This window comes from Roseibium hamelinense (assembly GCF_007830545.1).
Lineage (GTDB): Bacteria > Pseudomonadota > Alphaproteobacteria > Rhizobiales > Stappiaceae > Roseibium > Roseibium hamelinense.
The window spans coordinates 186,867-201,706 of record NZ_VLLF01000009.1; the positions used below are offsets into that span (position 1 = coordinate 186,867).

Below are 14,840 nucleotides of genomic sequence, written 5' to 3' on the forward strand. Positions count from 1 at the left end.
AATTCAATCGATTAACAACCCCGGCCTCTGCCGGGGTTGTTATGTGCAACCGGCACCGTCGATTATTCTACCCAGCCCGAAAGTTCGCGGCGGACTATATGATCGATAACCTTCATGCCCAAATCGCTATCATTCAGGCACGGTATGTGGCTGAATCGCTCGCCACCAGCCTCTTCAAAAATCTCACCCGCTTCGCCTGCGATTTCCTCAAGCGTTTCTAAGCAGTCGGATACGAACCCAGGGTTCATAACCGCAACATTTTTAACGCCATCCTGCGCCAGCTTTTCAACCGTCTTATCGGTATAAGGCTGTAGCCATTCTTCGGGACCAAACCGGGACTGGAATGTTGTCTGTAACTTTTCCTTATTCCACCCGAGAACTTCGCGCATCAGCCGGGTGGTTTTCTGACAATGGCAGTGATAGGGATCGCCTCGGCGGAAATACGATTGCGGAATACCATGATAGGACGTGAGCACGACGTCTGGCTCGAAATCGAGCGTATCAAGATGCCGTTTTACTGAATCTGCAAGAGCCGTCACATAGACCGGATCATCATGATATGGTGGCACGGTCCGAATTGCCGGTTGCCAACGCATTTCAAGGAGTGCCCGACACACTTCATCGTTCACAGTTGCGGTTGTTGTAGCCGAATACTGCGGATAAAGCGGGAAAACCAGGATGCGATCACACCCCTTTTCCTTCAGCGCTTCCAAGCGAGACCGAATAGAGGGTTGACCATACCGCATAGCCCAATCGACATGGAGTTTGCTGTCGCTGTCACCCATCAATTCGGTAAGTTTGTCTGCTTGACTTCTGGTAATTGTCCGCAAAGGCGACTCATCTAGTTCATTGTTCCAGATTTCTTCATAAGCCTTGCCGGACTTACCGGGTCTTGTCATCAAAACGATCCCGTAAAGAATTGGGTACCAAATTGCCTTTGGCCACTCGATGACACGTTTGTCGGACAAGAACTGCCTCAGATAGCGACGCATGGGCCAATAGGTGGTCGCGTCTGGGGTACCGAGATTCACTAGCAAAACCCCGATCTTACCCGTCTTTACCTTCGGATGGTCCCCGGGCAAACGCATTTGGCGCATCTCAAGCTCTGGATCGGCGGAAATTGGCGCAGACGGCTGGACGTTCATGATCATCCCACATATTAGCGATTTTATCAGGAGCCTGAATAGCGTTTTTAGTCATAGGCGCCAAGCTCTAATACTAATACGCAGATCTGCGCAGACAGATCACGCAAGCCGAAACGATATGGAAATGGGATTTAGAACAGTCCTCAACCAGCACGTAAGCGCTAAATTAGCCGTACACCCTCTCGTCAGAAATGACCTTTCCATCATTAGGCAATGCTCCGACCGGAACCAACTTAACCTGGCCGCGGAGCCGTGTGACCTCTTTGAGGGTTTCCTCAACCTGTCTAGTATCGGAGTTGTCTAGGTCATGCACTTCCATCGATAGGGTCATCACATCACTTTCGCCGGACCGCTCCACGACAAGGCGAGCTTTAACCACGTCTGTATACTTCGCTACAATTTCAGCTATTTGCGCCGGATCGACGAACATTCCTTTGACTTTCGTGCGTTGGTCCGCACGGCCCAACCAACCTGCAATCCGTGCATTGGTCCGTCCACATGGCGACGGCGTGTCCAAGAGTTTGGACAAATCACCGGTCCCGAAACGGATCAAAGGATAAACGGGGTTAAAACTGGTAACGACCAGCTCACCAACTTCGCCCGGGGGAACCGGGTCATTAGTCCCCGGCCGGACAATCTCGACAATGTAATCCTCATTGACAATCATTCCGTCTTTCGTTTCGCTCTCGTAAGCGATGACGCCAAGGTCTGCCGTAGCATAGCACTGAGCCACTGAAATACCTTGGCCTTCATACTCTGCGCGCAAGGACGGGAACAAAGCACCGCCTGAGACAAGGGCTTTTTTGATGGAGGATGCATCAAGACCTTGTTCCTTGGCCTTCTCCAACAACACTTTCAAATAATCGGGTGTTCCAATAAATCCGCTCAGCCGCAGGGTTCGAATTGCATCCACCTGCATGTCGGTGTTGCCAACGCCTGCCGGAAACACCGTACAGCCAAGAGCGCGTGCTCCATGGTCCAAGATGAACCCACCTGGAGTCAAGTGATAGGAAAACGCATTGAGAACCAAATCTTCCTTACGGAAACCTGCGGCAAACAAAGCGCGAGCTCCATTCCAAGGGTCAGAACCGGGGGCCTGAGGCTCCCAAATTGGACCGGGAGACATGAATACTCGCTCTACTCCAGATAGGCTGCCCGCTAAAAACCCTCCGAATGGAGGAGCTTCTTTTTGGCGAGCTATGAGTTCTGATTTTCGGAGCACAGGGATCTGCGCCAAAGATCGGCGCGAATCGAGTGTATATGGTTCAACACCTGAAAGATGTTGGGCCCACCCGGGCGCCTGATCCATCGCACGCGCTACGAATTCCGGCAATTTGGCAAAAAGAGCCGTTTCGCGCTGATCCGGCGGTTGCCGTTCAAGCGCGTCATACATCTCAACTTTCATGATCCTCTCCGCCCAATCAGGAGGCTCAGAAAAATATCTAAGCCAGCCAGCGTTTCCTTCGCTTGTAGTGTTTGACGTTCTTGAACGACCTACGCCCTTCTCCGCCCACACCAAGATAAAATTCTTTCACGTCCTCGTTTTCGCGAAGCGCCTTTGCGTCTCCGTCCAGTACGATGCGGCCGGCTTCAAGAATGTAGCCATAGGTGGCGTATCGCAGCGCAACATTTGTGTTTTGCTCCGCCAACAGGAACGAGACACCCTCGTTGTCGTTCAGCTGCTTCACGATTTCGAAGATTTCTTCAACAAGCTGCGGAGCCAGCCCCATGGACGGCTCGTCCAGCAAAATCATCTTGGGACGGCTCATCAGCGCGCGCCCGATGGCACACATCTGCTGTTCGCCGCCGGAGGTATAGCCCGCCTGGCTATTACGCCTTTCGCGGAGCCGCGGAAAATAGTTGTACACCATCTCCAGATCGGCTTTGACGGCGGCTGCACCGTCCTTGCGTGTGTAGGCGCCGGTCAGAAGATTTTCTTCGATGCTCAAGTGCCCGAAACAGTGGCGCCCTTCCATCACCTGAATGCAGCCACGGCGCACGAGATCATTGGGCGAAAGTGCTTGCACTTCCTCGCCCTCAAACAGGATCTTGCCCTTAGTGACCTCACCGCGCTCTGCGCCTAAAAGATTGGAAACAGCCTTCAAGGTGGTTGTCTTGCCCGCCCCGTTCGCTCCAAGCAACGCGACGATGCCGCCGCGTGGTACAGTCAAGGATACGCCCTTAAGAACAAGGATCACATGATCGTAAATTACCTCAATATTGTTCACTCTCAGAATGCTATCCTGAGCTGCAGAGGCGCTTTTCTTGTTGTCGGTCCGGTCAAGTTCCAGTGTCGACATGGATTTCCGTAGCTCCCAAACCATCTTCTGGGGCGCTTCGCGGCCTGAACCGCGAAGCGCGCAATCGTTGAACTACTGAGCGCAGGCCTCAGACCGCTCCGGCCACGGCGCGTTCTTTTCTGAATAATCAGCAGCGGCCGCCTCGAGCAGCGGACGAACTACGTCGCTCATCGGCTCGATCCAGTCGCTAATCTTCACGAAACGCTCGCCGTCCCACTCCTGAATGAACACCGGGTGGCTTCCGGCATGATCCTCACAAGTGATTTGGATCGGGTAGGAGAAACCGGATAGTCCAAGCTCTGCAAGGCGCTCTTCGGTCAGATTCAGGGCTTCCAAGCCCATCCGCATGTCTTCGCCATTGATGACCTTTTTGCCGGTCAGTTCCTGCGCTGTGCGGATTCCTTCTGCGATGATCACAGAGTTCAAAACGCCGCGGTTATAAAGCGTGGTGCCGAGCATTTCCTCATCAGTTTGTGTTTTACCAGTATCCACAAGGTAGGTCTTGATGTCCTGAATTGCTGGAAAATCGGTTCCGACACCCGAGAAATTCATAGCCTTATATCCGGCAGCATCTTGCCCTGCAGCACCCGCATCGTCTTCACCGGCGGACCACCAAACACCGATAAACTTTTCCATCGGAAAACGGATTTTGGCTGCTTCCTTGATCGCTGTTGGGTTCATCGCACCCCAGCCCCACATGACCATGTAGTCCGGGCGGTCACGGCGGACATTCAGCCACTGCGAGGACTGGCTTTGCATTTGCGCAACAGGGACCGGATATTGCAGAAGCTCAAAGCCATAGGTTTCAGCTAGCTGCTCCAGCAGTGGGATTGGCTCGCGCCCAAAACCGGCATCCAGAAAGATGTAGCCGATCTTCTTGCCTTGCAGGTTTTCCATTCCCCCTTCTTGCTCACCAATATATTTCACGACAACAGAGGCACCGTCCCAATAGGTGGTTGGTGCATTGAAGACCCACGGAAAGACGTTGCCGATTGCAGCAGCAGATAGACCATAACCTACTGACAGAACCGGAATTTTATCAACTGAAGCTTTTGGAATCAGCTGGAGCGTAATACCGGTGGAATACGGATTGTAGACAAGTGCGCCCTTGCCTTTCGTAGACTCGTAGCATTCGACGCCCTTTTGGGCGTTGTAGCTGGTCTCGCATTCTTCAATCTCGATCGGGACGCCGCCAATGCCGCCGTCACGCTCGTTGAGCATCTGGAGATAGTCGTTCATGCCATTGGCAATGAAAATACCAGAGCCGGCGAATGGCCCGGTACGATATGTCAGAAGCGGGACGTAGTTGGAGTCTTGTGCTTGGACCGGCTGCGGCGCGATGCCCACTGCCGTCACTCCGACAGCCAAAGCTGCGGCGAACGACCATGTTTTCAAGTGTTTCATTTACTTCCTCCCTTGCGGATCTGAAGGTTTTCAGAAACCACCGGACCAGTTGCGCCATCCTCCCCGGACCGGTCCGTCGTCCGGATGGCGATTGGGTAGGCCGTCAGTACGGGAACGGCCACACCCGCAATTTCTGCTTGGCGATTTGCCAGAGTCTGGCAAAGCCGTGCGGTTCGACAATCAAGAAGAAAATGATCAGCGCACCGATGACCATAAAGGCCAAGTGCTCAACCGTTTCCGCCCCGATATCAACGCCTAGCATGCTTGGGATCGCGCGCAGCACAATTGGCAAGATCCAGATGAAGGCTGCACCCATAAAGGCGCCTCCGACACTGCCTAAGCCTCCCAGGATGACCATAAACAGGATCTGGAACGATAGCGTGATAGAATAGGACGACGGTTCCGCGGCATTAAGCCAAAAGAACACCATCATCGCACCAGCTACGCCGCAGATATAGGACGATACGGCGAAGGCCATGAGTTTGGTTTGAAGCGGACGGATACCCATAAGCTCTGCGGCGATGTCCATGTCCCTAATCATCATCCATGACCGGCCAATCCGCCCACGCAACACATTTGAGATCAGGAATGCGATCACCACAGTGATCGAGAGAACCACGAAGTATCGCGCCAAGGGCGTGGCTTCGGCACCGGAGATTACAACTCCGAGCATCTCGCGCGTAGGAATCTCAATCGCACCAGACGCGTTGTAGTTATAGAGCCAGCCTATACGGATGAAGCACCATTCAAGAAAGAACTGTGCAGCCAGAGTTGTTACGGCCAGATAAAGCCCCTTGATGCGCAAGCTCGGCAGGCCAAAAATCGCACCAACGATGGCCGAGAAAATCCCGGATGTAAGTACCAATAAGATGACATTCACATCCGGGAAAATTGTGGTCAGTTTATAGGCGGCATACGCACCAACCCCCATAAACGCCCCGGTCCCAAGCGACAGCTGCCCGCAAAACCCTGTCAAAACGTTCAGACCGATGGCCGCAAGCGAAAAAACAAGGAAGGGGATCATGATCGAGGCAAGGAAAAAATCGTTGGCTGTCAGCGGGATCACCACAAAGGCGATCAGCAAAATGACACCCAGGCCAATCTTGTCCTGACGGATCGGGAACAGCGCCTGATCCTTCTCGTAGCTTGTTTTGAATTGTCCGGCTTCGCGGTAAAACATGTCGACTTACACCCGTTCGATGATTTTTTCGCCGAAGAGACCTTGCGGCCGGAACAGCAGGAAAATAAGCGCGATGATGTAGGCAAACCAGGATTCGATCCCGCCACCGACCAGACCGCCCCAATAAAGCTCAGCGATTTTCTCGCCGAAACCAATAATCAAGCCGCCAATAATCGCTCCGGGGATCGAGGTGAACCCGCCCAAAATGAGGACCGGGAGCGCCTTGAAGGCAATGATTTCGAGCGCAAAAGACACGTCCGAGCGCGCGCCCCACATGATGCCTGTCGCCAGGGCCACAAGCCCCGCTGCAAACCAGACGATTGCCCAGATCTGGTTAAGCGAAATGCCAACCGACAAGGCAGCTTGGTGGTCATCCGCAACCGCCCGAAGCGCACGGCCGATACGGGTCTTGTTAAAGAAGATACCCAGTGCAGTGACCATCAGGATCGCGATTACTGCCGCAGCGATGTCGATGTGTTGAAGAATGACCAGTCCACGTTCGCCGAACTCGAAGGCAGTCGAACCCGTTGGAAGACCCAGTTCCTCCGTGATCATGCGCTTTGGCTCGCCGCCAAATATAAGCTCGCCGAAACCGATCAGAAAATAAGTAAGCCCAATCGTTGCCATTAGCAAAATGATGTCCGGCTGATTAACCAGCGGCCGCATAACGACCCGCTCTATCCCATAGGCAAGCACCCCCATCACACCAATTGTTAGGATGAGCGCCAGAAAAGCAGGCACACCATTCTCGTGGAGGCCGACCAGTGTCAGACCGGCGAACACAACCATTATGCCTTGCGCGAAATTGAAAACGCCGGACGCTTTGAAAATCAGGACAAAGCCCAAAGCAATCAGTGCGTAGAGGATCCCTGCGACAAAGCCTTCCCACAAGACTTGCAAGAAGAAGTCAGGCATCTGGTACATCTGCACGAAGGGATCAACAAAAATATCATATAGCATGTTTCATCCCTTCAGTGGCTGACGCCGAGATAGGCGTCAATAACGGCTTGGCTGGCTTGGACTTCTTCTGGAGGTCCATCCGCAATCTTTTTGCCGTAGTCGAGGACCACCACGCGATCCGATAGGTCCATGACAACGCCCATATCGTGTTCAATGAGGGCGATGGTCGTCCCAAACTCCTGGTTCACATCGATAATGAACCGGCTCATATCCTCTTTTTCCTCGAGGTTCATTCCTGCCATAGGCTCATCGAGCAAAAGCAAATCCGGCTCCATGGCGAGAGCCCGGCCAAGTTCCACCCGTTTTTGAAGACCATACGGCAGTCGACCGACTGGCGTCTTGCGAATGGCCTGGATCTCCAAGAAATCGATAATGTCCTCAACCTTGCGCCGGTGCTCGATTTCCTCACGTTCGGCGGGGCCACGCCACAAAAGCTGCCAAAAGAAGTTCTTGTGCATCTTCAATGACCGGCCCGACATGATGTTGTCGAGGGTCGTCATTCCCTTAAACAAGGCAACGTTCTGGAACGTCCGGGCAATGCCCTGGCTCGCAGCCTCATACGGCTTCATTTTCCGCCGGACTTTACCCTGCCAGGTAATGGTGCCCTCTTGAGGATGATAGAAGCCGTTGATCACGTTGAGCATCGATGTTTTGCCGGCCCCGTTTGGGCCAATGATCGCACGAATTTCGCCTTTTAAAATATCGAAAGAGATGTCGGTGATTGCTTTTACGCCGCCGAATGACAGAGAAACATTATCGACCCGTAGAAGCTCTTCCCGTTCGGGATCGCCGGCTACCGGGAGCTTTTCTGCACCCACATACGCATTCATTCTGCCGCCTCCTCCATCCCGGAAGCAGCCTCATAAAGAGGCATATCCCGAATTTCGACGGTCGCTTCGATTGAACCGATACGCCCGTCTTCAAACGTGACTTCTGTTTTTATGTGCTTGCCTTTCGACCCATCATAGAGCGCCTCTATGAGTGGGGCATATCGCTCTGCGATGAAGGATCTTCTAACTTTTTGGGTTCGCGTCAGCTCGCCATCATCCGCGTCCAGTTCTTTGTGAAGTACAAGAAAACGACGAACCTGTGCTCCGGCCATCATTGGTTCGCCGGACAGGTCGCGATTAACCTGATCCACGTGCCCCTCAATCATTTTATAGACGTCAGGGTGCGCAGCTAACTCCTGATAACTTGCGTAGTTGACGTTGTTCCGTTCAGCCCAGGACCCCACTGAAGTCAGATCGATATTGATGAACACGCCGACCATGTCTCTTCCATCCCCAAAGGCCACGACCTCTTTGATGTTCGGGAAGAATTTCAACTTGTTTTCAATGTATTTCGGCGCGAACAGCGACCCGTCAGCAAGCTTGCCGACGTCTTTTGCCCGGTCGATAATCTTCAGGTGTCCGTTTTCCGCGATGATGCCGGCATCTCCGGTGTGAACCCAACCATCTTCTGTCTTCGTTGACCGGGTTGCCTCATCGTTTTTGAAATATCCAACAAACACACCCGGAGACCGATACATGACTTCGCCGGAATCTGCGATTTTCAATTCAACATCTGGCGCCGGTTTTCCAACGGTATCTCCAAATATCTCGCCGTCGGGCTGCAACGTTATGTAAACGCTGGCTTCGGTCTGACCATAGAGTTGCTTGAGGTTCAGACCAAGCGACCTGTAAAACCGGAATATCTCGGGTCCGATTGCTTCGCCAGCCGTGTATCCCACCTTTAGGCGCGTTAGACCCATGCGGTTTTTCAAAGGACCGTAGACAAAAAATTCGCCCAGGCCATACAGCAGCCTGTCTGACAACGGCACTTGCTCTCCGTTTAAGATCTTCTCACCGGCGCGCCGCGCGACCCCCATAAAGAAGTCAAACATCTTGCGTTTCAGTTTGCCGGCGTCTTCCATCTTCACCATGATTGCGGTGAGCATGTTTTCGAAAACACGGGGCGGGGCAAAAAAGTAGGTCGGGGCGATTTCGAGCCGGTCGACGTCAATTGTGTCCATGCTTTCCGGGCAGTTGACGCAATATCCGGCCGTAAAAGCTTGCGCGAGGGAAAAGACATGGTCCCCGATCCAGGCCATCGGCAGATAGGCCAAGACCTCTTCGGTTTGATCCAAATTGTCGAAAGCATTGCCGTTGCGTGCGGAGATGACGAGATTGTCGAATGACAACATCACACCTTTGGGCCGTCCGGTTGTGCCAGAGGTATACAGCATAACCGCGACGTCGGCTCCGGTTTGACCGGAAAACCCTTCGGACCATGCTTCGGCAAGATCTGGTTTAGCTTCTAGATTTTTGCGGCCAAGCTGCTGCACCGTTTCAAAGGAATGCAGACACGTATGATCATAACTGCGGAGCCCGCGCGCTTCATCATAAACTACCTGCTCGAGACTCGTGACCTGCTCTTTCATGGAAAGTAGCTTGTCGACCTGCTCCTGATCTTCAACGACCGCAAAGCGGACTTCTGCGTGACCGAGCACATAGGCCATTTCTTCGGCGACTGAGTCGGCGTAAACCGGCACCGGCACCCCACCCAAGGCCTGAACGGCAACCATCGACCAATACAGTCTTGGCCGGTTGGATCCGACAATTGCAACCTTATCGCCTTTTTGAAGACCGAGGTCGGCTAGTCCAAGTGAAAAAGTGCGTATCTCGTTGAGCACCTCGGACCAGGTCCAGCTTTGCCAGATCCCGAAATCCTTTTCCCGAAACGCAGTTCGAGTTCCGAATACATCTGCATTGTGAAGCAGAATTTTCGGAAAGGTGTCGCCCCCGCTGCTCGCGGCACCGGCCAACCCTGCCATAGCGTGTTTCTTCCCTCAGGTTTCGCCCCGTTTTCCAGGGTCGAATTATCGGATTTATGAAACTACTGCTCGGCCAAGGCTTCAAGCCTTTATTTTTTGTCCGGCAGGTTTCAAGGTCCTTTTCCAAAACGCTAGGGCCGCGACATTACGTGAGTATGTTTCAAATGTGACGAATTGTTTCAAAGTCGGTCAGATTGCTCAAATTCGACTGGCCATAGTCGCGAACCATGCCTACTCTCGCGCGCATGGAGGAGTTGAATCATAACAAAAACCAGCTTGATTTGATGCAAGCTGCACTTGATCACCTAAACCAAGGGTTTTCGGTTTTTGACGCCAATCTTCGGCTTGTCGCTTGGAACCGGGGACTTTGGGAAATGCTTGACTTCCCTCAAGAGTTGGCCAGGCGTGGCACTCACCTAGAAGCATTTCTTCGCGTTAACGCAGAACGCGGTGAGTATGGTCCGGGCGACATTGAGGGGAAAATACAACGACGGTTGCGGCGCGCCCAGGAATTCGAACCTCACTATTTCGAAAGGGTAAGACCAAACGGTCAGGTCATTGCGGTGAATGGCAGTCCACTACCGATGGGCGGTTTTGTGACGACCTACTCAGACATCACAGAGCAACGCAGGCGGCAAGAAAAACTGGAAAGAACTGTTGAAGAGCGTACGAGAGCGCTGCGTCAGAGCGAAGACTGGCTGCGTCTTGTGACCGACAACATTCCAGCCCTAATCGCGTATCTTGGCCCAGGACCTGTATTTCGATTTGCAAACCGACGATATGCAGAGTGGTTTGGTCAATCGGTCATGTCGATCGTAGGACGAAGCGCTGAAGAAGTCGCCGGAAAGGATCTCTATCTGGAGCTTGCACCGCACATCTCTCAAGCGTTCAAGGGGCAGGCTGTTTCGTATGAATACGACCGCCGGACGGCTGATGGATCCACGGTTTACATGCGCTCAACTCTGATTCCCGATATAACAAATGATGGTAGGACGTTAGGCGTATTCGTGCTGTCTTTGGACGCCACCGATCAAAAAAGAACAGAAGCAAGGCTTCTCCAATCTCAGAGGATGGACGCTGTCGGCAAACTCAGCGGTGGTTTGGCCCATGACTTCAACAATCTTCTCTCAATTTTGATGGGCAATATCCTGTCGCTTAAACGGCACGGACAAGAGATCAATCCGGACATTTTAAGCAAACACATGACACCAATGTTGAAAGCGACCAGGCGAGGTGCGGATCTCACACAACGGCTGCTAGCGTTCAGCCGGGGTGCCCCTGTTGCCCCGCAACTTTGCAGGCTGGACAAACTGCTATCAGATGTCGAAACCCTGCTCGCCGGCTCGCTCCCTTCATCAATCGACTTTCAAATCAGAGAAGCAGCTTCAGTAAGCGCGCGGATCGATCCGGCTCAGCTCGAAACGGCCCTGGTCAATTTGGTTTTCAACGCCCGAGATGCAATTGGTGAGACTGGGCACATCGACGTTCTGCTTCAACGGGATACACTCTCGAAGTCAGAAGCCGAAGCCATCGGACTCAGAGCGGGCACCTATGCGGCTATCAAGGTGAGCGATGATGGTGTCGGTATGGATGAACAAACCCGCTTGCGAATCTTTGAGCCGTTTTTTACGACCAAGTCTTTCGGCACTGGCAGCGGATTAGGCCTCTCAATGGTCTACGGATTTGCTAAGCAATCCGGTGGCGCCGTAGCAATCTCGACTTTCAAGAGCAGGGGTACGGAAATTACGCTGTACTTACCGTTTGAAGAGACTAGCTCCCAACAAATCTGCGTAATGGGCAATAAACAATCCGACATTTCACCAGTACCCACCGGGAATGGCGAGTTAATAATGCTGGTTGAGGACGATCAGGATGTCGCTTTAACCTTGGCCGAACAATTGAAAGATCTTGGATATACCACTTTGCTAGCTTCCGACGTCGAAGACGCACGAGCCTTGGCACAGGACATTCCAGAGCTTCGAATGGTGCTGAGCGATATAGTCATGCCAGGACAAACGAACGGTTTATCGCTAGCCCGTGCGATTCGCCAGCGGAGGCCGGAACTTGGCATAATACTAATGACTGGCTACGCCGATTGGGGCGTTTTGGACCCGCAGAGTTCTGATTGCGGCTTTCCCCTTCTCATGAAGCCTTTCGAAAATTCGCAACTTGCGATTCTCATCCATCAAACTCTGAACGGCAGCGTGTCATAAATGACCCACTCGACGGAACAGAGCAGTTGCATTCGTGCCTTTATAGTAGATGACGAGCGGGATCTTTGTGATCTTCTCATAGAGACTATGATCCAGTTCAACATTACCGGCACTGGCTTTCCAACTGCAAACGCAGCTTTAGCGGCACTTGATCTCGAAAACCCCGACATTTGCCTGATCGATCTCGGCCTGCCCGACATGGAAGGTTTGGACCTCATAAACAAAATTCGAAAACGGTCCTCCGTTCCAATTATTGTGTTGTCCGCGCGGAGCCATGCTTCGGATAGAGTGATGGGGTTGGAGCTCGGGGCGGACGACTACGTGGTCAAACCGTTCGACCCTCGGGAGGTAGTCGCCCGTATCCGGTCATTGTTACGGCGATCAGGTCACGTTAAATCAACACCGAGGCAACCCTCGGCCTCCAAAGCTCACTTCAGCGGATGGGTGTTTAACCCCGGATCTCACAGCCTCAAGTCGGCCGACGGCGAAGAGACTTTTTTATCTACTGGTGAAGCGAATCTCCTCGAAGCCCTATTAAGAGCACCCAAACGCGTGCTGACACGTGATTACCTTCTCGAACATGGCGGACGGGATGAAAGTCTCGACAGGTCCATAGACGTGCGCATTTCACGTATTCGGAAGAAACTGGCTGATGGGACGAATGCCCAGGTAATTCGGACGATTTACGGCTCGGGTTACATGCTCACTACCAACGTCGAATGGCGGTAGCGCTATTTGAGTAATTCGGGGAGCCAAGTGGCTAACGAAGGGGCGAACCAGAGAAGCACCAGGACAGCAATCTGAAGTCCAACGAAAGGCAGAGCACCAAGGTAGATGTCACTTGTTCTAACTGTATCTGGAGCAACACCCCTAAGATAAAACAATGCAAAACCGAATGGCGGTGTCAGGAATGATGTTTGCAGGTTAAGCGCAATCATGATGCCAAGCCAGGCAGGGGCCATCAAGCTTCCGCCCGGCATTTCCATCTGCAATAAGACCGGCGCCACCAATGGCACCGCGACGTAGGTGATTTCTAAAAAATCCAGAAAGAAGCCCAAGACGAATAGGACCACCATAACTGCCGCGATGGCGCCGACCGTTCCCCCGGGAATAGCATTCAACAGCTCCCGGATGGTTTCATCGCCGCCAAAATCTCGAAAAACCAGTGAAAAAATGGAAGCCCCAATAACGATGGCGAAAACCATTGCTGTCATTTGGACGCTGGCTTCAAGGGTTTCAAACAATATGCGCGCGCGTAGCATCAGCCACAGATTCACAAAAAGCCCGAGTGCCAAGCAAATGCTCAGCACTATCGCAAGAAAATTGTAGACGGCCATCCTCGAAAAAAAGGCCTCGAATGACACAAGCAATGCAAGTGCTGCAAAACTGCAAACCGGCACGGCAAGGGCTGGCCAGCAATACCGTTGAGAGTGTTTTGACCCGGCCAGAACGAGGCTCCCGCCGGCGCCGATTGCAGCCGCTTCAGTCGGGGTTGCAAGTCCACCAAGTAGCGATCCAAGGACACCGACGATGAGCAATATTGGGGGCAACAGGCTGCGGAGGAACGGTACCACTTTATTGGACGTGGTCATGTCCAGCCGGACATCCCGAACACCTCGCCGGTTCTGAGCGTAAGAGACCAGAACCTGGTACACCAGATAAAACCCAACCAGAACAAGACTGGGAATAATCGCCGCGGAAAACAGGTCTGCCACGGAAAATGGCTCAGGGGCAAAGATGCCCATATCGGTTTGGGCCGATTGATAGGCGGCTGAGATCTGATCTGACAGGATGACCAGCACAATAGACGGCGGGATGATCTGGCCAAGAGTTCCTGCAGCTGCAATTGAGCCAGAGGCTTGGCGCGCGGTATAGCCTGCACTAAGCAAAGCCGGCAAAGCGATTAATCCCATAGTCATCACGGTCGCGCCCACGATACCCGTTGATGCCGCGAGCAGCGCCCCGACGAGTGTGACCGAAACCCCTAGACCACCGGGAAACCGACTCAACAAACTTCCAAGACAAGCCAGTAGGTCCTCGGCGACCTTCGACTTTTCTAAAACCAGTCCCATGACGATAAAAAATGGAACTGCGAGAAGGGTCTGATTGGTGACAATCCCGTAAACCCGAATTGGTATAGCACCCCAAGACACGGGTATGCCGCCAAGCGTAGCAACGGCCGCAAAAATCAGCGCAATTCCAGCCAACGAAAAGGCAACCGGGAAACCGGCAAGCAGCCCAACGCACACCGCCAAAAGCAGCATAAGATCGAGGTAGTGGGCCAAGGAATGGCCTTTCTATTTTGACACGCATGTAGGTTCAACAATGCGTGCCCTTTGTTTGAGTGCCAAAGCAACCGCGCCGACCATGGTCAAAAAAGATGCTGCCAGCAGGCCGGACTTCAGCAAAAATACTGCCTGAATCCCAGAGGGCTGGTTGGACCCCTCGAGCGCACTCCAAGAGGCAGCAACAAATGGCCAGCTGGTAATCCAAAGTGCGATGCAGAACGGCAGCACGAATACCGCTAGGCCAACAAGATTCACGATCACCTTTAGAGGCCGAGAGGCGCGCCGATAAAATATGTCGACACGGACATGAGCGTCTTTGTAAAGCGTGTAGCCGATCCCGAATAGCGCTGAGCATACATGAAGATAAACAACGCTTTCTTGAAGCCACAAGAAGCCGGAATCAAAAACATACCTAAGTAACACCACTGAAAGCTGCACAAAAACCATCAACAGTAAGGCAAAGGAGCAAACGCGCGCGGTGATTTGCAAAATGCCGCTTGTCCAACGGATAAGGCCAAACATGAAGAGCCACTCCTCA

The 14,840-nt window shown here is 52.9% G+C and carries 12 protein-coding genes; 2 read left to right on the top strand and 10 right to left on the bottom strand.

The window, feature by feature from the left end; all coding sequences use genetic code 11:
* Positions 1-62: 62 nt before the first annotated feature.
* The 8 genes from hemH to JM93_RS17800 all read right to left on the bottom strand — a co-directional run bounded on the left by hemH (position 63) and on the right by JM93_RS17800 (position 9,801).
* Entirely contained in the window at positions 63-1,145 is a 1,083-nt protein-coding gene (gene hemH / locus JM93_RS17765) for a ferrochelatase (RefSeq protein ID WP_145346163.1), read from the bottom strand.
* A gap of 166 nt (positions 1,146-1,311) precedes the next feature.
* Complete coding sequence (locus JM93_RS17770; protein ID WP_145346165.1) at positions 1,312-2,550, bottom strand: phenylacetate--CoA ligase family protein; 1,239 nt, start codon at positions 2,548-2,550, stop codon at positions 1,312-1,314.
* A 37-nt stretch (positions 2,551-2,587) separates the two neighbouring features.
* Complete coding sequence (locus JM93_RS17775; protein ID WP_145346167.1) at positions 2,588-3,445, bottom strand: ABC transporter ATP-binding protein; 858 nt, start codon at positions 3,443-3,445, stop codon at positions 2,588-2,590.
* A gap of 72 nt (positions 3,446-3,517) precedes the next feature.
* Positions 3,518-4,849, bottom strand: coding sequence for an ABC transporter substrate-binding protein (locus JM93_RS17780; RefSeq protein ID WP_145346170.1), 1,332 nt, complete (start codon positions 4,847-4,849; stop codon positions 3,518-3,520).
* 103 nt (positions 4,850-4,952) lie between these two features.
* A complete protein-coding gene (locus tag JM93_RS17785; RefSeq protein WP_145346172.1) occupies positions 4,953-6,029 on the bottom strand; it encodes a branched-chain amino acid ABC transporter permease in 1,077 nt (358 codons plus the stop codon).
* 6 nt (positions 6,030-6,035) lie between these two features.
* Entirely contained in the window at positions 6,036-6,989 is a 954-nt protein-coding gene (locus JM93_RS17790) for a branched-chain amino acid ABC transporter permease (RefSeq protein WP_145346174.1), read from the bottom strand.
* 11 nt (positions 6,990-7,000) lie between these two features.
* A complete protein-coding gene (locus JM93_RS17795; protein WP_145346176.1) occupies positions 7,001-7,819 on the bottom strand; it encodes an ABC transporter ATP-binding protein in 819 nt (272 codons plus the stop codon).
* Complete coding sequence (locus tag JM93_RS17800; RefSeq protein WP_196220745.1) at positions 7,816-9,801, bottom strand: AMP-dependent synthetase/ligase; 1,986 nt, start codon at positions 9,799-9,801, stop codon at positions 7,816-7,818. Before JM93_RS17800 ends, JM93_RS17795 begins: the two co-directional genes overlap by 4 nt.
* 245 nt (positions 9,802-10,046) lie before the next feature.
* Between JM93_RS17800 and JM93_RS17805 the strand changes: the two genes are divergently transcribed.
* Entirely contained in the window at positions 10,047-12,014 is a 1,968-nt protein-coding gene (locus JM93_RS17805; RefSeq protein WP_145346292.1) for a PAS-domain containing protein, read from the top strand.
* On the top strand, positions 12,015-12,743 hold the full coding sequence (locus JM93_RS17810) for a response regulator transcription factor (protein WP_145346178.1): 729 nt from the start codon (positions 12,015-12,017) through the stop codon (positions 12,741-12,743).
* Between the two features lie 2 nt (positions 12,744-12,745).
* Here the strand turns inward: JM93_RS17810 and JM93_RS17815 are convergent, their stop codons facing one another.
* Both JM93_RS17815 and JM93_RS17820 read right to left on the bottom strand, forming a co-directional pair.
* Positions 12,746-14,299: a TRAP transporter large permease gene (locus tag JM93_RS17815; protein ID WP_341873638.1), complete on the bottom strand. Its 1,554-nt coding sequence runs from the start codon at positions 14,297-14,299 to the stop codon at positions 12,746-12,748.
* 12 nt (positions 14,300-14,311) lie between these two features.
* Positions 14,312-14,824, bottom strand: a complete 513-nt coding sequence (locus JM93_RS17820) for a TRAP transporter small permease subunit (RefSeq protein WP_145346180.1) — start codon at positions 14,822-14,824, stop codon at positions 14,312-14,314.
* Between the last annotated feature and the right edge of the window lie 16 nt (positions 14,825-14,840).